This is a genomic window from Geodermatophilus ruber, from assembly GCF_900114385.1.
In the GTDB taxonomy this organism is placed as follows: domain Bacteria; phylum Actinomycetota; class Actinomycetes; order Mycobacteriales; family Geodermatophilaceae; genus Geodermatophilus; species Geodermatophilus ruber.
This window is the reverse complement of sequence record NZ_FOSW01000012.1, coordinates 103,595-124,441: the sequence shown is the minus strand read 5'-3', so window position 1 is coordinate 124,441 and position 20,847 is coordinate 103,595. Positions and strand designations below refer to the sequence as shown.

15 protein-coding genes are annotated in these 20,847 nt (G+C 73.3%); 11 read left to right on the top strand and 4 right to left on the bottom strand.

Annotation, left to right across the window (positions count from 1 at the left end; translation table 11 throughout):
• Positions 1-5: 5 nt before the first annotated feature.
• The 3 genes from BMZ50_RS17985 to BMZ50_RS17975 all read right to left on the bottom strand — a co-directional run bounded on the left by BMZ50_RS17985 (position 6) and on the right by BMZ50_RS17975 (position 5,388).
• Positions 6-1,379: a maltokinase N-terminal cap-like domain-containing protein gene (locus BMZ50_RS17985; protein ID WP_091327544.1), complete on the bottom strand. Its 1,374-nt coding sequence runs from the start codon at positions 1,377-1,379 to the stop codon at positions 6-8.
• On the bottom strand, positions 1,376-3,250 hold the full coding sequence (gene treS, locus BMZ50_RS17980) for a maltose alpha-D-glucosyltransferase (RefSeq protein WP_091327541.1): 1,875 nt from the start codon (positions 3,248-3,250) through the stop codon (positions 1,376-1,378). Before treS ends, BMZ50_RS17985 begins: the two co-directional genes overlap by 4 nt.
• Positions 3,251-3,357: 107 nt before the next feature.
• Positions 3,358-5,388, bottom strand: coding sequence for an alpha-1,4-glucan--maltose-1-phosphate maltosyltransferase (locus tag BMZ50_RS17975; RefSeq protein WP_091327539.1), 2,031 nt, complete (start codon positions 5,386-5,388; stop codon positions 3,358-3,360).
• A gap of 131 nt (positions 5,389-5,519) precedes the next feature.
• Here BMZ50_RS17975 and glgP point away from each other — a divergent pair, with 131 nt between their 5' ends.
• Both glgP and BMZ50_RS17965 read left to right on the top strand, forming a co-directional pair.
• On the top strand, positions 5,520-8,069 hold the full coding sequence (glgP, locus tag BMZ50_RS17970) for an alpha-glucan family phosphorylase (RefSeq protein WP_091327537.1): 2,550 nt from the start codon (positions 5,520-5,522) through the stop codon (positions 8,067-8,069).
• 135 nt (positions 8,070-8,204) lie between these two features.
• On the top strand, positions 8,205-9,188 hold the full coding sequence (locus BMZ50_RS17965; protein ID WP_091327533.1) for an FHA domain-containing protein: 984 nt from the start codon (positions 8,205-8,207) through the stop codon (positions 9,186-9,188).
• Between the two features lie 120 nt (positions 9,189-9,308).
• Here BMZ50_RS17965 and glgX read toward each other — a convergent pair whose 3' ends face one another.
• The gene (gene glgX, locus BMZ50_RS17960) at positions 9,309-11,447 is read right to left on the bottom strand and encodes a glycogen debranching protein GlgX (protein WP_091327530.1); all 2,139 of its coding nucleotides are present in this window, start codon (positions 11,445-11,447) and stop codon (positions 9,309-9,311) included.
• An 89-nt stretch (positions 11,448-11,536) separates the two neighbouring features.
• On the opposite strand from glgX, the gene BMZ50_RS17955 reads away from it, so the two are divergent.
• The 9 genes from BMZ50_RS17955 (at position 11,537) to BMZ50_RS17915 (ending at position 20,803) form a co-directional block, all read left to right on the top strand.
• Positions 11,537-12,337, top strand: coding sequence for an ABC transporter ATP-binding protein (locus BMZ50_RS17955; protein WP_091327527.1), 801 nt, complete (start codon positions 11,537-11,539; stop codon positions 12,335-12,337).
• Between the two features lie 57 nt (positions 12,338-12,394).
• Positions 12,395-13,180, top strand: a complete 786-nt coding sequence (locus tag BMZ50_RS17950; protein ID WP_091327524.1) for an enoyl-CoA hydratase/isomerase family protein — start codon at positions 12,395-12,397, stop codon at positions 13,178-13,180.
• Between the two features lie 128 nt (positions 13,181-13,308).
• Complete coding sequence (locus tag BMZ50_RS17945) at positions 13,309-14,472, top strand: extracellular solute-binding protein (protein WP_245753716.1); 1,164 nt, start codon at positions 13,309-13,311, stop codon at positions 14,470-14,472.
• A 125-nt stretch (positions 14,473-14,597) separates the two neighbouring features.
• A complete protein-coding gene (locus BMZ50_RS17940; RefSeq protein ID WP_245753715.1) occupies positions 14,598-15,395 on the top strand; it encodes an ABC transporter permease in 798 nt (265 codons plus the stop codon).
• Positions 15,392-16,279: an ABC transporter permease subunit gene (locus BMZ50_RS17935; protein WP_143087217.1), complete on the top strand. Its 888-nt coding sequence runs from the start codon at positions 15,392-15,394 to the stop codon at positions 16,277-16,279. Before BMZ50_RS17940 ends, BMZ50_RS17935 begins: the two co-directional genes overlap by 4 nt.
• Entirely contained in the window at positions 16,276-17,370 is a 1,095-nt protein-coding gene (locus tag BMZ50_RS17930) for an ABC transporter ATP-binding protein (protein WP_091327521.1), read from the top strand. Before BMZ50_RS17935 ends, BMZ50_RS17930 begins: the two co-directional genes overlap by 4 nt.
• Before the next feature lie 128 nt (positions 17,371-17,498).
• Positions 17,499-18,278, top strand: coding sequence for an electron transfer flavoprotein subunit beta/FixA family protein (locus BMZ50_RS17925; protein WP_091327517.1), 780 nt, complete (start codon positions 17,499-17,501; stop codon positions 18,276-18,278).
• A 49-nt stretch (positions 18,279-18,327) separates the two neighbouring features.
• Positions 18,328-19,293, top strand: coding sequence for an electron transfer flavoprotein subunit alpha/FixB family protein (locus BMZ50_RS17920; protein WP_091327515.1), 966 nt, complete (start codon positions 18,328-18,330; stop codon positions 19,291-19,293).
• A gap of 115 nt (positions 19,294-19,408) precedes the next feature.
• Positions 19,409-20,803 carry an MFS transporter gene (locus tag BMZ50_RS17915; RefSeq protein WP_245753714.1) on the top strand — a complete coding sequence of 465 codons (1,395 nt, stop codon included), beginning with the start codon at positions 19,409-19,411 and terminating at the stop codon, positions 20,801-20,803.
• Positions 20,804-20,847: the final 44 nt, after the last annotated feature.

Genomic DNA, 20,847 nt, shown 5'->3' with positions numbered 1-20,847 from the left:
GCGCGTCATCCCACGGCGGTGAGCCGGGCGAGCGACTGCAGCGGGATGATCAGCCAGTGCGGGCGGTTGCGTGCCTCGTACACGCACTCGTAGACCGCCTTGTCGGCCTCGAATGCCCGCAGCAGGGGTGAGTCCCCGCACGCCTCCGTGCCGCTCGCTGCCGAGTACCCGGCGCAGAAGGCGGTGCGGTTGCGCTCTGCCCACTCCTGGGCGCGGTATGCACGCTGGGGGTCCTCGGGCTGCTCGACGAGCATGTGACGTGCGGCGTAGTCGAAGCTGCGCAGCATGCCGGCGACGTCCCGCATCGGGCTGTCGAGCTCGCGGCGGGCGGCCAGCGGGCGGGCCGGCTCGCCCTCGAAGTCCAGGACGATCCACCCGGTGGCGGTGCGCAGCACCTGCCCGAGATGGAGGTCGCCGTGCACCCGCTGGCGGATGACGTCCTCGGCGCTGTCCGCCACCGCCGCGTAGATCGCGCGCAGCCCCTCGGCGTACTCGGCGAGCTGGCCGACGACGCCGATCGCCGCCTCCAGCCGGGCGGCCATCTGCGCGGCGAGGGCGGCGAACCAGGCCGGGTCGGCCGGCTCGGTGGGCAGCACCTTGGCCATGTCGGCGTGCACCGAGGCGGTCGCGGCGCCCAGCCGCTCGCTGTCGGCGGCGAAGTCCCCGCCCACCTCGTCGGCGTGCAGGTCGCCCTCCGCGTAGAGGTCCCGGACGCTGGCCGTGGCCAGCCGCCACCCGTCGCTGGCGTTGGGCACGAAGGTCTGCAGCATCGCGACGGTGGCCGGCTCCACCGACGGGTCGGGGTCGTCGATCTCGATGTGGCCGAGCAGCGGCGCGATGTGCGGGTTCTCCGTCTTGCGCAGCGCGTCGTGGATCTCCACGTCCGGGTTGAGCCCCGGCTCCAGCCGGCGGAACAGCTTGAAGATCGCCTCCTGGCCGTAGACCAGCGAGGTGTTGCTCTGTTCGGTGGAGAGGATGTCGCCGGGCAGCCCCTCGGGGATGTAGGTCACCCCGGCCGGGTGGAAGTGCATCGGCCCGATCGTGGAGGCGTTGACCAGGTGGATCAGCCACGGACAGGTGGCGTCGCGGTCCCGCATGGCGTCGTAGGCGTAGGTCTCCCGGTCCGCCGACTGCACCGGCCCGATGAACGCCGAGCTGAGCTCCTCGGCGGGGTGGTCGCGCCACGACAGTGGCACCAGGTAGGTCTCGCTCGCGCCGTCGGAGTAGGTGACGCGGACCCGGTGCACCGAGAGCACCGGGTGGGCCTGGTCGAGCAGGAAGCCCTCCTCGGTGACGTCGGCCCACTCCCGCCCCTTGCCGCCGAACCAGCGCTGGTGCGGCATCCACTCGCGGAGCAGGTCGGTGAGGGCAGCGCTCATCGGGGTCCTCCGTTGCTGGGTGGGACGTCGTCGCCGGTCCGGGTGTCGCTGTCGCCGGGGATCTCCTCCGCCGAGCTGACCACGCCCGCGGCCAGCAGCGACTCCGCGACCGCGCTGGGGGTGGCGGCCTCCCACTCCTCCTCGGGCTCCTCGGCCACCGGCTCGGACGGCTTGGACAGCTCGAACCAGTAGAAGCCGTGACCGGCGAGGGTGAGCATGTAGGGCAGGACGCCGATCTGCGGGAACTCGACCCGGCCGGTGAGCTCGATGGGGGTGTAGCCCTCGAACTGGCGCAGGTCGAGCTCCACCGGCTGCGGGAAGCGGGACAGGTTGTTCACGCACAGCACGATGTCGTCGCCGAACCGGCGGACGAAGGAGAGCACCGTCGGGTTGCGCGAGCCGATCTCCTCGTAGCTGCCCAGTCCGAAGGTGGGGTGCTCCTTGCGCACGTGGATCAGCTGCCGGATCCAGTGCAGCATCGAGTTGGTGTTGCGCAGCTGCGCCTCGACGTTGGTGGTCTGGTAGCCGTAGACCGGGTCCTGGTTCAGCGGCAGGTACATCCGCTGGGGGTCGGCCGTGGAGAAGCCGCCGTTGCGGTCCGGCGTCCACTGCATGGGGGTGCGGACGCCGTCGCGGTCACCGAGCCAGATGTTGTCACCCATGGCGATCTCGTCGCCGTAGTAGAGGACCGGCGAGCCCGGCAGCGACAGCAGCAGCGCGTTGAACAGCTCCAGGGTGTCCATGTCGTTGTCCAGCAGCGGTGCCAGCCGGCGGCGGATGCCGATGTTGGCCTTCATCCGCGGGTCCTTGGCGTACTCCGCCCACATGTAGTCGCGCTCCTCGTCGGTGACCATCTCGAGGGTCAGCTCGTCGTGGTTGCGCAGGAAGATGCCCCACTGGCAGTTGTCCGGGATGTCCGGCGTCTGGGCCATGATCTCCGAGATCGGGAAGCGCTGCTCCCGGCGCACGCCCATGAACAGGCGTGGCATCACCGGGAAGTGGAAGGCCATCTGGCACTCGTCGCCGTTCTCGCCGAAGTATTCGACGACGTCGGCCGGCCACTGGTTGGCCTCGCACAGCAGCACCCGGTCGGGATAGTCGGCCTCGACGACCTTGCGGACCTGCTTGAGGAACTCGTGGGTCCGCGGCAGGTTCTCGCAGTTGGTCCCTTCCTCCTCGAACAGGTAGGGGACGGCGTCGAGCCGGAAGCCGTCGATGCCGAGGTCGAGCCAGAACCGCAGGGCCTCGATGATCGCCTCCTGCACCCGCGGGTTCTCGAAGTTGAGATCGGGCTGGTGCGAGAAGAAGCGGTGCCAGAAGTACTGCTTGCGGACCGGGTCGAAGGTCCAGTTCGAGCTCTCGGTGTCGACGAAGATGATCCGGGCGTCGGGGTAGCCGGTGTCGTCGTCGGCCCACACGTAGAAGTCGCCGTAGGGGCCCTCGGGGTCGCTGCGGCTGGCCTGGAACCAGGGGTGCTGGTCCGAGGTGTGGTTCATGACGAAGTCGATGATGACGCGCATGCCACGCGCGTGGGCGGCGTTCAGGAAGTCCTTGAAGTCCTCGATGTCGCCGAACTCCGGCAGCACGGCGGTGTAGTCGCTGACGTCGTAGCCGCCGTCGCGCAGCGGGGAGGCGAAGAACGGCGGCAGCCACAGGCAGTCGACGCCCAGCCACTGCAGGTAGTCGAGCTTGTCGATCATGCCGCGGAGATCGCCGACGCCGTCGGCGTTGCTGTCGGCGAAGCCGCGCACGAGGACCTCGTAGAAGACGGCGCGCTTGTACCACTCCGGGTCGGTGCCCGGAGCGGGCAGCGCGGACCTCGGGGTCGGCTCGGAGTCTCCGGCGGGAAGGCCGGGGAGGGGAACGGTCATCGCGGGGGATCGCCCTCGGTTCTGCAGGGGAGCGGGGTGGGGTTGGTGGCCCGCGTGCAGGGGCCCGTCGCGAGCGTGCGAACGGTGGGGGGCACGCGGGTCCTTTCTCAGTCGACCGGCGGTGGCGGCTGCACCGGCCGGTGGAAGGTGATCGAGAAGATGTGCGCCGGCTCCCGGTAGGGATCGAGCTCGACGTAGTTGAACTGGCCCCAGTCGTACCTGGCTCCGGTCAGCTCATCGACGACGGTAAACCGTTCGTGCCAGTCCAGGCCGAGCGTGGGCAGGTCCAGCGCGGTCGTCCCGATCTGGGCGTGCCGGCTGTCCAGGCTGACCACCACGAGGACGGCGTCGGCCGACCCCGGGTCGGTCTTCGTGAAGCAGATCAGGTTCGGGTTGTCGACGTGGTGGAACCGCAGCGTGCGCAGCTGCTGCAGGGCCGGGTGGGCGCGGCGGATCTCGTTGAGCCGGCGCAGGTAGGGCGCCAGGCTGCGCCCGGAGGCCTCGGCGCCCGCCCAGTCGCGCGGGCGCAGCTGGTACTTCTCGCTGTCGAGGTACTCCTCGCTGCCCGGCCGCACGGCGACGTGCTCGAACAGCTCGTAACCGGAGTACACGCCCCACGTAGGGCTCATCATCGACGCCAGCACGGCGCGGATCTTGAACATCGGCGGGCCGCCGTACTGCAGCGACTCGTGCAGGATGTCCGGGGTGTTCACGAAGAAGTTGGGCCGCATGTAGTGGCTGTTGGCGGCCAGCTCGCGGCCGTAGACCTCGAGCTCGGTGCGCTCGGTGCGCCAGGTGAAGTACGTGTAGGACTGCGTGAAGCCCAGCTTGGCCAGCTGGTGCATCATCGCCGGCCGGGTGAACGCCTCGGCCAGGAAGAGCACGTCGGGGTCGGTCTTCTTGACCTCCCAGATCAGCCAGTGCCAGAAGTTCAGCGGCTTGGTGTGCGGGTTGTCGACGCGGAAGATCCGCACCCCGGCGTTCATCCAGTGCCGCACCACCCGCAGCACCTCGGCGTAGATGCCCTCGGGGTCGTTGTCGAAGTTGACCGGGTAGATGTCCTGGTACTTCTTCGGCGGGTTCTCCGCGTAGGCGATCGTGCCGTCGGGCTTGGCGGTGAACCACTCGGGGTGCTCCTTGACCCACGGGTGGTCCGGCGCGGCCTGCAGCGCCAGGTCGAGGGCGACCTCGAGGCCGAGCTCGCCCGCGCGCCAGACGAAGTCCTGGAAGTCCTGGAGGGTGCCCAGCTGCGGGTGGACGGCGTCGTGCCCGCCCTCGTCGCTGCCGATCGCCCAGGGCGAGCCGACGTCGTCGGCCCCCAGCTCGTTGGGGTTGCCGCCCGGGAACTGCACGGTGTTCGGGCCCTTGCGGTTGACCTTGCCGATCGGGTGGATCGGCGGCAGGTAGACCACGTCGAAGCCCATGTCCGCGATCGCCGGCAGCCGGTCGGCGGCGGTGACGAAGGTGCCGTGCACCGGCTGCCCGGCGACGACGGGCCCCTCCGAGCGAGGGAAGAACTCGTACCAGGAGCCGAACAGCGCCCGCGGGCGGTCGACCCACACCTCGTGGTCGGGGGTGGCGGTGATCAGCTCGCGCACCGGGTGCTCGTGCAGGTACCGCTGCAGCCCGGTGGCCAGCGCCGGGGCGACCCGGACGGTCAGCTCCTGGGACTCGTCGCGCAGCGCGGCGGCCGCGTCGGCGACCCGCCCGCGCCACTCGTCGTCGGCCTCGGCGGCGACCCGGTCGAGCAGCCGGGCGCCCTCCTCGAGGTCGTTGGCGAGGTCCTCGGGGCCCTGGCCGGCCTCGATCTTCACCTCGACGGCGTGCCGCCAGGTGGCCAGCGGGTCGCTCCACGCCTCGATCCGGAAGGTCCACATGCCCTCCCGGTCCGGGACGACCGTGGTCAGCCAGCGGTCGGGCTGGTCACCGAAGCGGGTCATCCGGTTCAGCGCGGCCGCACCCCCGCCGCCGGGCGGGGTCCAGACCACGTTCGCGGCGACGGCGTCATGGCCCTCGCGGAAGACGGTGGCGGTGATCGGCACGTGCTCGCCGACCACGGCGCGGGCCGAGAACGACCCGCACGACACGACGGGGGCGACATCGGTGATGCCGAGACGGAGGTCAGCGCGGCCAGTCATCCCGGCCACGCTATCGAGGTCACGGCATCCGGGCACGTCGGCGAGGGAGTTCCCGTGACGGGGCGGGGGCGCGGCGAGCAGCGCGCCGGCGACGCCCTGTGGGGAGCACCGCGGCTGGTTAGTCTCGAGCGGTGCGTGCACTCCGCCGGTTCACCGTCCGGGCGTCGCTCCCCGAGGAGCTGAGGCCGCTGTCCCAGCTGGTGATGAACCTCCGCTGGTCCTGGCACCCGGAGACGCGGGACCTCTTCGAGGCCCTCGACCCCGAGCTGTGGCGGAAGTGCGGTGGTGACCCGGTCAAGGTGCTCGGGGAGGTGTCGGCCGAGCGGCTGGCCGCCCTGGCCAAGGACCGGCGCTTCCTGCGCCGGATGCAGGACGTCGTCGACGACCTGCAGGAGTACCTGACCGCGCCGCACTGGTACCAGTCGCTGGGCGCCGAGGCGCCGGCGACGATCGCCTACTTCTCCGCCGAGTTCGGCATCACCGAGGTGCTGCCCCAGTACTCCGGCGGTCTCGGCATCCTGGCCGGCGACCACCTGAAGGCAGCGTCCGACCTCGGCGTCCCGCTGATCGGTGTCGGCCTGCTCTACCGGGCCGGTTATTTCGAGCAGAGCCTCTCCCCGGACGGCTGGCAGCTCGAGCACTACCCGTCGCTGGACCCGCACGGGCTGCCGGTGAAGCTGCTGCGCCAGCCCGACGGGTCGGCCGTGGTCATCACCGTGCCGCTGCCCGAGGGCCGCACCCTGCACGCGCACGTGTGGCGCGCGCAGGTCGGCCGGGTGTGCCTCCTGCTGCTCGACAGCGACATCGAGGAGAACGCGCCGGCCGAGCGCAGCGTCACCGACCGGCTCTACGGCGGCGACGAGGACCACCGGCTGCGCCAGGAGATGCTGCTGGGCATCGGCGGCGTCCGGGCGCTGCGCGCCTACTGCTCCTCGACCGGCACCCCGCAGCCGGAGGTCTTCCACGCGAACGAGGGGCACGCCGGCTTCCAGGGCGTCGAGCGGATCCGCGAGCTCACCGAGTCCCACGGGCTGTCCTTCGCCGAGGCGCTGCAGGCGGTGCGCGCCGGCACGGTGTTCACCACCCACACCCCGGTGCCGGCCGGCATCGACCGGTTCCCGCGGGCGCTCATCGAGCGCTACTTCGCCGGTTTCGGCGTCCCCCTGGACCAGCTCATCGCGCTGGGCGCCGAGCAGGACCCGTCGAAGTTCAACATGGCGCACATGGGCCTGCGGCTGGCCCAGCGCGCCAACGGCGTCAGCCGGCTGCACGGCATCGTCAGCCGGTACATGTTCCAGGACCTGTGGCCCGGGTTCGACCCGGACGACGTGCCGATCGGGTACATCACCAACGGCGTGCACGCGCCCACCTGGACCGCCCGCGAGATGATCGAGCTGGGCGCGCAGACCTCCAGCGAGGGGGACCCGCTGGTCATCGACGGCCCGGAGCACTTCGACGGCGTGGACAAGATTCCCGCCGCCGACCTGTGGAGCACCCGCCGCAGGCTGCGCGCCCGGCTGATCGAGGAGGTCCGCCGACGGCTGCGGGAGACCCTGCTGGCCCGCGGGGCCGGCGAGGCCGAGGTCGGCTGGACCGACACCGCGTTCGACCCCGACGTGCTGACCATCGGGTTCGCCCGCCGGGTGCCCTCCTACAAGCGGCTGACCCTGATGCTGCGCGACCCGGAGCGGCTCAAGGCGCTCCTGCTGGACCCCCAGCGGCCCATCCAGATCATCATCGCCGGCAAGAGCCACCCCGCCGACGACACCGGCAAGCAGCTCATCCAGGAGATGGTGCGCTTCGCCGACGACCCGGAGATCCGGCACCGGATCACCTTCCTGCCCGGCTACGACATCGGCATGGCCAGCTACCTGATGTCCGGGTGCGACGTCTGGCTGAACAATCCGCTGCGGCCGCTGGAGGCCTCCGGCACCTCGGGCATGAAGTCGGCGCTCAACGGCGGGTTGAACCTCTCCATCCGCGACGGCTGGTGGGACGAGTGGTACGACGGCCAGAACGGCTGGGCGATCCCCACCGCCGACGGCATCGCCGACCCCGACCGGCGTGACGAGGTGGAGGCCCGGGCGATCTACGACCTGCTCAGCACCCAGGTGGTGCCGCGGTTCTACGAGACCGACCGCGACGGCATCCCCACCCGCTGGGTCGAGATGGTGCGCCACACGCTGCGGGAGACCGGCCCGAAGGTGCTGGCCACCCGGATGCTGCGCGACTACGTGCGGCAGCTGTACGTCCCCGCGGCCGGCTCCGCCCGGGAGATGGCGCAGAGCGGGTACGGCGCGGCCCGCACCGAGGCCGGCTGGCGGGCGCACCTGCTCGAGCACTGGGGCGACGTGCGGGTGGCCCACGTGGAGGCGACCGGCGCCGGCGACACCCCGGAGATCGGCTCGACCCTCGCGCTGCGCGCCGAGGTGGAGCTGCCCGGGCTCACCCCCTCCGACGTCGAGGTGCAGGCCGCCTACGGCCGGGTGGACGACACCGACGCCCTGCACGAGGTGACCACGGTGCCGATGCAGCACGAGCAGACCGACGGCACCCGGCACTGGTTCACCGCCACGCTGCCGCTGGAGCGCACCGGGGCGTTCGGCTACACCGTGCGGGTCCTGCCGCACTCCGCGCACCTGGCCGACCCGGCCGAGCTGGGCGTGGTCGCGCACCCCTGATCCCCGCGCCCGCGGGGCCCGTGCCTGGCCACACCCGCCTCGCCGGTCGCACCGGTACCGGGCGGTGCCGTCACCCTCGGCGTGGCGGGTGTCGCGGCTCCGCCGACCCCGGCTGAGGTCATTAGGCTGGCAGCCATGCCCGACCGCTGTGAAGTCCTGCCCGGAGACTCCGTCGTCGCCCGACGGGGGAGCGGTCTGCTGTGGGTGGACGCGCCGGGCGCGCCGGCGCTCGTCGCCGCCCTCCACGCCTGCCTGGGTGTCTCCGGGCCCGGCGCCGAGCGGGTCCTGGCCGCGGTCGCGCACCAGGTGACCGCACTCGGGGGCGGCTCGGCGTCCTTCGCCCTGGTCCTCGTCGACACCGCGGGCGGCACGGGCACCGGGGTGGCGCTGTGGTCCGGCAAGGGCCAGCCGGCGGTCGACGGCGTCCCGGTGTCCGGGTCCCCGGCCGACCACTGCACGCTGGCCAGCGGCTTCCAGCTGGGGCAGACCCTCTACGTCGGTCCCGGCCAGCCGGTGCCGTCGATGCCCCCGGGCGTCGCCTACGACCTGGTCGAGGGCACCGTCCCCGGCTCCGGCGCGATGCTGCAGCTGGCTGCCGCCGCGCACCCCTCCTCGGTCGCCGCCCCGCAGGCGAGCGCCGCGGCGTCGTCGTTCACCGCCGGCTCCGACGCCGGGTTCGGCGGGGCCGCCTCCGACGGCTTCGCCGCCACCGCCGCCCCGGCCCAGGGGCCTGACAGCGGCGAGTCGACCGCCTTCTGGAAGCCCGAGCCGCCCGCGGCGCCGATCCTGCGCTTCGATGACGGGCTGGTCATCACCGTCGACGAGGACCTCGTGCTCGGCCGCCGGCCCGACGGCCACGAGCTGGTCACCAGCGGTTCGGCCCGGGCGGTCCCCATCGCCGACACGCAGAACGTGCTCTCCTCGGCCCACGCGGCGATCCAGCGCGACGGCCGCGAGATCGCGCTGGTCGACCTGGGCTCGCTCAACGGCACCCACGTCGCCGGCCCCGAGGCCACCGAGTGGACCCAGCTCGAGCCGGGCGTCGCCCACCCGCTCTCCGACGGCGACCGGCTGCTGCTCGGCTGGACGGTCATCACCTTCGAGGAGCCCCAGGACTGAGCTACGACACTGCGATCCTCCGGGTCGCACCGCGGCCAGGTGCCGTCCCCGACCTGAGCTGAGCCGCTTCGTCGCGCCTGCGCGGACCCCTCCGGGGCCTACTCGGCGTGACTGCCGTGCTCACGGCCTCCGGAGAACGCGCATCACCCAGACGCTGCGGCCGGGGAGCTCGACCGGGCCAGGGGCCACGATCGTGTTCTGCGGCGGGGCACCGGTCGCGTACTCGGTGGAGACGACCAGCTCGTAGTCGTCGCCCCACGGCGGGCCGGGCAGGTGCACGGTCACCGGCTCGGGACCGGCGTGCAGCCACCCGAGGTACGAGTCGTCCTGCACCGCCCGGCCGCGCTCGTCGCGGTGTCGGATGCCCCGGCCGTCGAGGTACATCCCGATCGTCTGCAGGCCGGTGTCGAACCAGTCGCCGGTGGACAGCTGGTGCCCGGCGGGATGGAACCAGGCGAGGTCCCGGGTGCCGCCGGTGCCGGGGATCTCGTGCCCCTCGAAGAACGCCTCCTGCCGGAGCACGGGGGAGTCCCGCCGCAGGCGCACCAGGCGGGTGACGAAGGCGAGGAGGTCCTCGTCGACGGACTTCCAGTCCAGCCAGGAGAGCTCGTTGTCCTGGCAGTAGGCGTTGTTGTTGCCCTGCTGGGTGCGGCCCAGCTCGTCCCCGGCGGTGAGCATCGGGACGCCGGTCGACAGCAGCACGGTGGCCAGGTGGTTGCGCACCTGCCGGGCGCGCAGCGCCTGCACCTGCGGGTCGGAGGTCTCGCCCTCCACTCCGCAGTTCCAGTTGCGGTTGTGGCGCTCGCCGTCCCGGTTGTCCTCGCCGTTGGCCTCGTTGCGCTTGTGCTCGTAGGTGACCAGGTCGGCGAGGGGGAAGCCGTCGTGCGCGGTGACGAAGTTGATGCTGGCCAGCGGCCGCCGCCCGTCGGAGCGGTACAGGTCCGAGGAGCCGGTGAGCCGGTAGGCCAGGTCGCGCACGCCCACGTGCGCGCCGGACCACACGTCGCGGACGGTGTCGCGGTACTTGCCGTTCCACTCGGTCCACAGCGGCGGGAAGTTGCCGACCTGGTAGCCGCCCTCGCCGATGTCCCACGGCTCGGCGATCAGCTTCACCTGGCTGACCACCGGGTCCTGGTGGACCACGTCGAAGAACGCCGACAGCCGGTCGACGTCGTGCATGGAACGGGCCAGCGCCGCGGCCAGGTCGAACCGGAACCCGTCGACGTGCATCTCGGTGACCCAGTAGCGCAGCGAGTCCATGAGCAGCGCCAGCACCTGCGGACGGCGGACGTCGAGGGTGTTGCCGCAGCCGGTGTAGTCCTGGTACCGGGAGGGATCGCCCTCGCGGAGCCGGTAGTAGCCGCGGTTGTCGATGCCCTTGAACGACAGGGTCGGCCCGGTGTGGTCGCCTTCGGCGGTGTGGTTGTAGACGACGTCGAGGATCACCTCGAGGCCGGCGGCGTGCAGCGCCTTGACCATCGCCTTGAACTCGGTCACCTGCTGGCCGCCGGAGCCCGACGAGCTGTAGCCGGCGTGCGGCGCGAAGTAGCCGAGGGTGTTGTAGCCCCAGTAGTTGGTCAGGCCGCGGCGCAGCAGGTGCGGCTCGCTGACGAAGTGGTGCACCGGCAGCAGCTCGACGGCGGTGACCCCGAGGGCCAGCAGGTGCTCGACGAACGCGGGGTGGGCCAGGCCGGCGTAGGTGCCGCGCAGCACCGGCGGGACGTCGGGGTGCGCCATCGTCGCGCCCTTGACGTGCACCTCGTAGATGACGGTGTCCGACCACGCGGTGCCCGGTCGCCGGTCGCCGTCCCACGGGAAGGAGTCGTGCACGACGACGCCGCGCGGCACGTAGGGGGCCGAGTCGCGCGGATCGGGCACCGGGCCGTCGACCGCGGCGTCGGGGTAGCCGAACAGCGACGGGTGCAGCGTGAGGTCCCCGTCGACCGCGCGGGCGTAGGGGTCCAGCAGCAGCTTGGCCGGGTTGGCGCGGTGGCCCGAGCCCGGCTGGTAGCCGCCGTGCACCCGGTAGCCGTAGCGCTGGCCGGGGCCGACGCCGGGCAGGCGGGCGTGCCAGACCTGGTGGGTGGTCTCCTGCAGCCGGTGGCGGTGCTCGGTGCCGGCGTCGTCGAACAGGCACAGGTCCACGGCCTGCGCCGCGGCCGACCACAGGGCGAAGTTGGTGCCGGTGCCGTCCCAGTGCGCGCCCAGGGGCGTGGGGGACCCGGGCCAGACCTCGACGTCCGCGGGGCTCGTAGGCACGCCCCGATCGTCCCAGTTTCCGCCGGATGCGGTGGGAGACCGGCCGGTGGGCGGGGCGGTCCGCGGACGCGGCGGCCCTGGTTGGTTGGATGGGCGCCGTGTCGAGCGAGCCGGTCGTCGAGATGCACGGTGTGGACGTCGTCCGCGGACAGGCGCACCTCGTGCGTGGGATCGACTGGACCGTCGGGCCCGACCAGCGGTGGGTGGTGCTGGGGCCCAACGGCGCGGGGAAGACGACGCTGCTGCAGCTGGCCGCGGCGCACATGCACCCCACCCGCGGGGAGGTGCACCTGCTCGGGGAGACCCTCGGGGCGGTCGACGTCTTCGAGCTGCGGCCGCGGATCGGGCTGACCAGCGCCGCCCTGGCCCAGCGCATCGAGGCGTCGGAGCGGACCGGGGACGTCGTCCTGTCCGCCGGGTACGCGGTGGTCGGCCGCTGGCGCGAGCGCTACGACGTCGACGACCTGACCCGCGCGGCCGGGCTCCTGCACCAGTGGGGCGTGGCGGCGATGGCCCACCGCCCGTTCGGGACCCTCAGCGAGGGCGAGCGTAAGCGGGTGCAGATCGCCCGCGCGCTCATGACCGACCCCGAGCTGCTGCTGCTCGACGAGCCCGGGGCCGGCCTGGACCTCGGCGGCCGGGAGGACCTCGTCAGCCGGCTCACCGACCTCGCCCGGGACCGTGGCGCCCCCGCCCAGGTGCTGGTGACCCACCACGTCGAGGAGATCCCGCCCGGCTACACCCACGCGCTGCTGCTGCGCGCGGGTGAGGTGGTGACCGCCGGCCCGGTGGACGAGGTGCTCACCGAGCAGGCCCTGTCGCACACCTTCGGCCTGGCGCTGCAGGTGGGGCGCGCCGACGGCCGGTACACGGCGCGCCGCGTGGCCTGAGGGCCCGCCTGGTTAGGGTGCGGCGACGACGTCGTCCCCCCTCGATGGAGGCCCCGCATGGCAGCGCCCGAGTTCGTGACCCTGCAGGTGGCGGACGGGGTGGGGACCATCCGCCTCGACCGGCCGAAGATGAACGCGATCAACGAGCAGCTGCACCGGGAGGTGCGGGCCGCGGCGATGGAGGCCGCCGAGCGGTCCGACGTCCGGGCCGTGGTGCTCTACGGCGGTGAGCGCGTCTTCGCCGCCGGCGCGGACATCAAGGCGATGGCGCAGCTGGACGGCGCGAGCATGGTGGCCTGGGGTCGCGAGCTCACCGACTCCTTCACGCGGGTGCAGGAGATCCCCAAGCCGGTCATCGCGGCGATCACCGGGTACGCCCTCGGCGGCGGCTACGAGCTCGCGCTGTGCGCCGACTTCCGGGTCATGGGCGCCGGGGCCAAGGTCGGCCAGCCGGAGATCCTGCTCGGCGTGATCCCGGGCGCCGGCGGTAGCCAGCGGCTGGCCCGCCTGGTCGGCCCGGCCAAGGCCAAGGACCTGGTGTTCACCGGCCGGCACGTCGGCGCCGAGGAGGCGCTGGAGATCGGGCTGGCCGACGCGGTCGTCCCCGACGACGAGGTCTACGACACCGCGGTCGCCATGGCCCGCAAGTTCGCCGCCGGCCCGCCGCTGGCGCTGGCCGCCGCCAAGCGGGCGATCGACGAGGGGCTGGACCTGCCGCTGCGCGAGGGGCTGGCCCTGGAGAGCCGGCTGTTCGCCGAGCTGTTCGACACCGAGGACCAGAAGACCGGGATGAGCTCCTTCCTGGAGAGCGGTCCGGGGAAGGCGACCTTCGCCGGCCGGTGATCATCGTTTCCCGGACGGTCACCGGGTGGCGGCCTTCCTGACCCGTCACGGACGGTCCCGCTCTGCCACGATCCCGGCAGCCTGCCCCGCCGGTGCACCCCCTGCCGGCACACCACTGGAGGAGAGACGTGCAGCGCAGCACCCTGTGGAATCGCCCGACCGTGCGGACGGCCGCGGCGCTGGTCACCGCGACCCTGGCCCTGGCCGCCTGCGGGTCCGACGACGGTGGCTCCGGCGGGGGAGGGGCCGGCAGCGAGGCGGCCACGGCGACCTCGGCCGAGGACCTCGGCGGGATGGAGGCGCTGATCGAGGCCGCGCAGGCCGAGGGGGTGCTCAACGTGATCGCGCTGCCGCCGGACTGGGCGAACTACGGCGAGATGCTGAAGACCTTCAGCGAGAAGTACGGCATCGAGATCAACAGCGCCTCCCCGGACGGCTCCAGCCAGGACGAGCTCAACGCGGTGACCAGCCAGCGCGGGCAGGACCGCGCGCCCGACGTGCTCGACCTGGGCACCGCGTTCGCCCGGCAGGCGCAGGCGCAGGACCTGCTCGCGCCCTACCGGGTGCAGACCTGGGACGAGATCCCCGAGGGGCAGAAGGACGCCGACGGCCACTGGTACAACGACTACGGCGGCTACATCTCCATCGGCTGCAACGCCACGGTGGTCGCCGAGTGCCCGACCACCTTCGCCGACCTGCTCGAGCCGCAGTACGCCGGCCAGGTGGCGCTCAACGGCAACCCGACGCAGGCCGCCGCGGCGTTCGCGGGTGTCTGGGCGGCGTCGCTGGCGAGCGGCGGCAGCCTCGACGACATCGGCCCGGGCATCGACTTCTTCGCGCAGGTCAAGGCGGCCGGCAACTTCAACCCGGTCGAGATCACCCCGGCCACGATCCAGAGCGGCGAGACGCCGATCTCCATCGACTGGGACTACCTCAACGCCTCCTTCACCGACACCTTCGCCGAGCAGGGGGTCGAGTGGGAGGTGCACGTCCCGGCCGACGGCCTCTTCGGCGGCTACTACAGCCAGGCCATCAGCACGTTCGCGCCGCACCCGGCCGCCGCGCGGCTGTGGCAGGAGTTCCTCTACAGCGACGAGGGGCAGAACATCTGGCTCAACGGCGGGGCGCGGCCGGTGCGGCTGCCGTCGATGCAGGAGGCCGGCACCGCCGACGCCGACGCGCTGTCGGCGCTCCCGCCGGTGGAGGGCACCGCGGAGTTCCCGACGCAGGAGCAGGAGACCGCCGCCCAGCAGGTGGTCGCCGAGCGCTGGAACGCGGAGATCTCCGGCTGAGCACCGCCCGCGAACCGGTCGCGCGCCCGGCGGGTGCGCCCGACGCGCCGGCCCCGCGCAGGAGGGGCCGGCGCGCCGGGCTGCTCGCCGCCCTCGGCGCGCTGCCCTTCTTCCTCTACGTCGCGGTGTTCCTGGTGCTGCCGATCGCCGTCCTCTCGGTGGAGGCCTTCCGGGTCACCGACCCGGTCACCTTCGAGGACGCCTGGTCCGCGGCGAACCTGGGGACGATCACCGACGGCGCCTACCGGCGGGCCTACGTCGGCAGCCTCCAGCTCTCGGCGATCACCGCCGTCCTCGGTGCCGCGCTCGGGCTGGCACTGGCCGTCGCGGTGCTGCGCGCCCGCCGCGGCCGGCTGCTGCGCCGCCTGGTGCTCACCGCCTCGGGGGTGCTGGCCAACTTCGGGGGCGTCCCGCTGGCCTTCGCATTCATCGCCACCATCGGCAACGCCGGGGTCGTGACCGCCCTGCTCACCGACACGCTGGGCTGGGGCGGCTTCTCGCTGTACTCGATGGCCGGCCTGGCCCTGGTCTACCTGTACTTCCTGGTGCCGCTGATGGTCCTGACCATCACGCCCGCGCTGGAGGCGCTGCGCCCGCAGTGGCGCGAGGCGGCGGACAACCTGGGGGCCAGCGGCTGGCAGTACTGGCGTTACGTCGGTGGTCCGGTGCTGGCGCCGCCGGTCCTCGGCGCGACGATGCTGCTGTTCGCCTCCGCGTTCGCCGCCTACGCCACCGCCCGCGCGCTGGTCGGCAGCAGCATCCCGCTGGTGACCCTGCAGATCGCCGACGCGCTCTCCAGCAACGTCGTCGTCGGCTCGGAGAACCTCGGCAAGGCGCTCGCCCTGGGCATGGTGGTGCTCATCGGCCTGGTCATGGCCTTCTACGCCTGGGTGCAGCGGCGCACCCAGCGGTGGCTGGCATGAGCGCACTGTCGACGGCCGGGGTCACCGGCGCCGGCGGCGTCGCGCCGGAGATGCCGGTCCGGGCCGGGCGGCGCGGCGCCGGGACCTGGCGGTGGGTGGTGCTCACCGCCGCAGGCCTGTACTTCCTGGTGCCGATCGGCGCCTCGCTGTGGTTCACCCTCCGCGACGGGGGCGCGGGCGGGCTGACCGCCGAGCACTACACGGGCATCCCGGCCGCGGAGGGGTTCGCCGAGACCTTCGGGCGGTCGCTGGCCCTCGGCAGCCTCACCGTGCTGCTGGCCCTGCTGCTCATGGTGCCGACGGTCGTCCTCGTCGAGCTGCGGCTGCCTCGGCTGCGGACGACGGTGGAGCTGCTCACCCTGCTGCCCCTGGTGCTGCCCCCGATCGCGCTGGTCGTCGGTGTGCGCAGCGTGCTGGCCTGGGCGCCGGACCACTTCTTCGGCACCCCGCTGGCCGAGGTGTTCTTCGCCCTCCAGCGGCCGTCGCTGCCGTGGATCCTCGTGTTCGTCTACGTCGTGCTGGCACTGCCGTTCGTCTACCGGGCGCTGGACGCCGGGCTGCGCGGCACCGACCTGCGCACGCTCACCGAGGCCGCCCGCAACCTCGGCGCCTCCTGGCCGCGGGTGCTGGTCTCGGTGGTGCTGCCCGTGCTGCGCACCTCGGTGCTCAACGCCGCCTTCCTGACCCTCGCCCTGGTGCTGGGTGAGTTCACCGTCGCAGCGATCCTCGGCTTCCGGACCTTCCCGACGTGGATCCTGGAGATCTCCGGGTCGCAGCCGCAGCTGTCGGTCGCGGTCTCGGTGCTCTCCCTGGCGATGACCTGGCTGCTGCTCTTGCTGATCTCCGCGCTGGACCGCCGGCGGCCGGGGAAGGAGTCCGCATGACCACGCTCCCTGCCGCGCCCGCCGGGACGGCCCCCGCGGAGCTGCGCGAGCGCCCGGGAGTCGGCGTCCGGCTGGAGGGCCTCACCCGCCGGTACGGCTCGGTGCTCGCGCTCGACGGGCTCGACCTGGACGTCACCGGTGGCGAGCTGCTCGCGCTGCTGGGCCCCTCGGGCTGCGGGAAGACGACGGCGCTGCGGGCGATCGCCGGCTTCGACCGCCCCGACGCCGGCCGGGTGCTGCTCGACGGGCGGGACGTCACCGACGTGCCGGCCAGCAAGCGGGACACGGGGATGGTGTTCCAGGCCTACAGCCTGTTCCCGAACCTGACCGTCGCCGAGAACGTCGCCTTCGGGTTGCGGGTGCGCCGCCGGAGCCGGATCGAGCAGCGCCGGCGCGCGGGCGAGCTGCTGGAACTCGTGGGGCTGGCCGACCGGGCGGGGCGCTACCCGCACCAGCTCTCCGGTGGGCAGCAGCAGCGGGTGGCCCTGGCCCGCGCGCTGGCCGTGGCGCCGCAGGTCCTGCTGCTCGACGAGCCGCTCTCGGCGCTGGACGCCCGGGTGCGGGTCCAGCTGCGGGAGGAGATCCGCCGCATCCAGCTGGAGCTCGGCATCACCACCGTCTTCGTCACCCACGACCAGGCCGAGGCGCTGTCGGTGGCCGATCGCGTGGGGGTGCTGCGGGCCGGGCGGCTGGAGCAGGTGGCCTCGCCCGACGACCTCTACGAGCGGCCGGCGACGGCGTTCGTCGCGGAGTTCGTCGGCACGATGAACCGGGTGCCGGCGGTGCTCGCCGGCGGCGGGGTCGAGCTGCTCGGCGTCCGCCGTCCGGTGGCCGGTGCCGCGCCGTCCGGCGGGCCGGTGGTCGCCCTCGTCCGCCCCGAGGCGCTGCTGGTCGCCGCGGACCCGGCCGGGGAGGGGCGCGTGGTCACCCGCACGTTCTCGGGGGCGTCGACCCGGCTGGCGGTGGCCCTGCCCGGCGGCGTGGAGGTCGTCGTGGACGTCGCGAGCGCCGAGAGCCAGGCCCTCGTCCCGGGCACGGCGGTCACGGTGACGCCCGCCGAGCGAGCGGTGCTGGTCGCGCCGGCCGGGTGATCGCGCTCACGTGATCCGGGTCACCGGCTCTGGGGAGGGCAGCGCCGTTACTCGGCGGTAACGTCCACTATCGGAGCGAGGCGGGCGGAGGTCCGCGCCCTGACCCCAGTGCGGAGGTAGGTCTGACGATGAACATCGTCGTTCTGGTCAAGCAGGTTCCCGACTCGGGGAGTGAGCGGAGTCTGGACCCGGCGGACAACACCGTCGCCCGGGGGGCGGCGGACAACGTGGTCAACGAGATCGACGAGTACGCCATCGAGGAGGCGCTGCAGCTGCGCGACGCGCAGGGCGGCGAGGTGACGATCCTGACCGTGGGGCCGGACTCGGCCGCTGACGCGATCCGCAAGGCGCTGTCGATGGGCGCGGACCGGGCGGTGCACGTCTCGGATGAGGCGATCCACGGGTCGGATGCGGTGGCGACCTCGGCGGTGCTGGCCGCGGCGCTGGGGCAGCTGGAGTACGACCTGGTGCTGTGCGGCGCGGAGGCGACCGACTCGCAGATGAGCGTGATGCCGGCGCTGCTGGCCGAGCGGCTGGGGATCGCGCAGCTGTCCGGGGCGCGCAAGCTGACCGTGGAGGGCGGGGTGGCGAAGGTGGAGCGGCAGACCGACGGCGGCTACTGGGCGCTGGAGGCGCCGCTGCCGGCGATCGTGTCCACCTGGGACACCATCAACGAGCCGCGCTACCCCTCCTTCAAGGGGATCATGGCGGCCAAGAAGAAGCCGGTGGAGCGCAAGACGCTGGCCGACCTGGGCATCGATGCCTCCGCTGTCGGCCTGGGTGCGGCCACCAGCCAGGTGCTGGACTTCGCCGGCCGCCCGCCCAAGGGCGAGGGCGTGAAGGTCACCGACGAGGGCGACGGCGGCCAGAAGCTGGTCGACTACCTGGCCGCCCAGAAGATCGTCTGACCCGGGCCGATCAAGCCTTTCCCTTCTTTCTGCGAGGAGATCAACAGTCATGGCTGAGGTCCTGGTCCTGGTCGAGCTCAACCCGGCCGGTGAGGGCGTGCGCAAGACCACGCTGGAGGCGCTGACCGCGGCCCGCGCGCTGGGCGAGCCGGCCGCGGTGGTGGCCGGCGCCCCGGGCGCGGCGGCCGGCGCCCGTGCGCAGCTGGCCGAGTACGGCGCGGTGAAGGTCTACGTCGCCGAGTCCGACGACATCGAGAACTACCTGGTGGCGCCGAAGGCGGAGGTGCTCGCCGGCCTGGTCGCCGACAAGCAGCCCGCGGCGGTGGTCATCCCGTCCTCCCCGGAGGGCAAGGAGGTCGCCGCCCGGCTGGCGGTCAAGACCGGCAGCGGGCTGCTGACCGACGTCACCGAGGTCACCGCCGAGGGCACCGCCACCCAGGTGGCCTTCGCCGGGCAGACCATCGTGCACTCGAAGGTCACCGCCGGCACCCCGATCTACACGCTGCGCGGCAACTCGGTCACCCCCACCCCGGCGCCGGCGGCCGCGGCGGAGGAGACCGTCGCGGTGCAGCTGTCCGACGCCGCCCGGGCCACCAAGGTCGTGGACCGGGTGGTGGAGCAGAAGAGCAGCCGCCCGGAGCTGACCGAGGCCGCGATCGTGGTCTCCGGCGGGCGCGGGGTGGCCTCGGCGGAGAACTTCGCCATCATCGAGGGCCTGGCCGACTCCCTCGGCGCGGCCGTGGGCGCCTCCCGCGCGGCGGTGGATTCGGGCTACTACCCGCATACCTTCCAGGTCGGGCAGACCGGCAAGACCGTCTCCCCGCAGCTCTACATCGCCGTGGGCATCTCCGGGGCCATCCAGCACCGGGCCGGCATGCAGACGTCCAAGACGATCGTCGCGGTCAACAAGGACCCCGAGGCCCCGATCTTCGAGCTGGCCGACTTCGGCATCGTCGGCGACCTGAACACGGTCGTCCCGGCCGCCACCGAGGCGATCACCGCCCGCAAGGGCTGAGCACCGGCCCGTCCCGGGCCGCATCCGTCGGGCGCCGGCCCCCCTCCGCGGGGGCCGGCGCCCGACGCGCGTCCGGGGCGGGAAGCGGACGGGGGAGCCGGTGGTTGGCGGGGACGTGGACACCCGGCCGGCCGCAGGGATCTTCGACCGGCGGCACCGGCTGCCGACTGCCGGGCTGCTGCTGCTCGTCACGTTCATCGCCTTCGAGGCGATGGCCGTGGGGACGGCGATGCCGACGGTGGTGGCCGAGCTCGACGGGCTGGCCTGGTACGGCTGGCCGTTCAGCGCCTACCTGGTCGCCTCGGTCGTCGGGATGGTGATGGGCGGCGACCTGGGGGACCGGCGCGGCCCGCGGACGGCGCTGGTCGCCGGGGGCGGGGTGTTCGCCGCCGGCCTGCTGGCCGCGGGGCTGGCCGGGAGCATGGCGCCGCTCGTGGCCGCCCGGGCGGTCCAGGGCCTGGGCGGCGGGCTGATCGCAGTCTCGCTGTACGTGGTCGCCGGCCAGGCCTACGACGGGGCGCTGCGGCCGCGCCTGTTCGGTGCCATCTCCGCGGCCTGGGTGCTCCCGGCGCTGGTGGGGCCGCTGGTCGCCGGGCTGGTCACCACCCACGCCAGTTGGCGCTGGGTCTTCCTCGGCCTCCTGCCGCTGGTCGCGGCGAGCCTGCTGCTGGTGCTGCCGGCACTGCGCGGCCTGGCCGCGCCCGCGCCGTCGGCCTCCCGCGTCGCCCTCGGCCCGCTGTGGGCCGGGCTGGCCGGTCTCGGCATCGGCGCCCTGCAGGCGGCCGGCCAGCGGCTGGATCTCGCCTCGGTGGCGCTCGCCGCGGCCGGGCTCGCCGCGCTGGCGGGCGGGCTGCGCCGGCTGCTGCCGCCCGGCGTCGCCCGCGCGCGGGCGGGGCTGCCCGCCGTCGTCGGTGCCCGTGGTCTGCTGGCCGGAGCGTTCTTCGGGATGGACGTGCTGCTGCCGCTGGCGCTCACCCAGCTGCACGGCTACAGCCCCACGACGGCGGGGATCCCGCTCACCGCCGGCGCGGTCGGCTGGGCGATCGCCTCCCAGCTGCAGGGTCGCCGTCCGCAGGTCTCCCGCGGGCGGCTGCTGCGCGCCGGTTTCGTGCTGCTGGCCACCGGCGTGGCAGCCAGTGCGCTCGTCGCCGTCCCCGGGGTGGGCGGCTGGCCGGCCTACCTGACCTGGGCGGTGGCCGGGCTGGGCATGGGGCTGGGCATGCCCAGCGTCGGTGTGCTGCTGCTCGAGCAGTCCCCCGAGCACCGGCGGGGCGCGGACTCGGCCGCCTTCCAGATCGCCGACGTGACCGGCTCGGCGCTGTGCGTCGGCCTGGTGGGCGTGCTCGTCGCCGCGGCGACCGCCGCGCTGCTGCCGCTCTCGGTCGCGGTCGTCGTCGCCGCCGTCGTGCTCACCGCTCTCGCCGTGCTGGGCGCCGTGGTGGCCCCGCGGGCCGCTGCCCCGGTGGGAGCGGCGGGCGGCCCGCAACCCGCGACTACCCTGGCGACGTGACCGAGCGGGTGAGGTCGCGCAGGAGCAGAACATGACGGGCACAT

Coding starts and splice junctions, on each gene's coding strand:
- BMZ50_RS17985 (WP_091327544.1), bottom strand. CDS start 1,379: ATGAGCGCTGCCCTCACCGACCTGCTCCGCGAGTGGATGCCGCACCAG.
- BMZ50_RS17950 (WP_091327524.1), top strand. CDS start 12,395: ATGGCAGCGCCCGAGTTCGTGACCCTGCAGGTGGCGGACGGGGTGGGG.
- BMZ50_RS17975 (WP_091327539.1), bottom strand. CDS start 5,388: ATGACTGGCCGCGCTGACCTCCGTCTCGGCATCACCGATGTCGCCCCC.
- BMZ50_RS17930 (WP_091327521.1), top strand. CDS start 16,276: ATGACCACGCTCCCTGCCGCGCCCGCCGGGACGGCCCCCGCGGAGCTG.
- BMZ50_RS17965 (WP_091327533.1), top strand. CDS start 8,205: ATGCCCGACCGCTGTGAAGTCCTGCCCGGAGACTCCGTCGTCGCCCGA.
- BMZ50_RS17925 (WP_091327517.1), top strand. CDS start 17,499: ATGAACATCGTCGTTCTGGTCAAGCAGGTTCCCGACTCGGGGAGTGAG.
- treS (WP_091327541.1), bottom strand. CDS start 3,250: ATGACCGTTCCCCTCCCCGGCCTTCCCGCCGGAGACTCCGAGCCGACC.
- BMZ50_RS17955 (WP_091327527.1), top strand. CDS start 11,537: ATGGGCGCCGTGTCGAGCGAGCCGGTCGTCGAGATGCACGGTGTGGAC.
- BMZ50_RS17935 (WP_143087217.1), top strand. CDS start 15,392: ATGAGCGCACTGTCGACGGCCGGGGTCACCGGCGCCGGCGGCGTCGCG.
- BMZ50_RS17920 (WP_091327515.1), top strand. CDS start 18,328: ATGGCTGAGGTCCTGGTCCTGGTCGAGCTCAACCCGGCCGGTGAGGGC.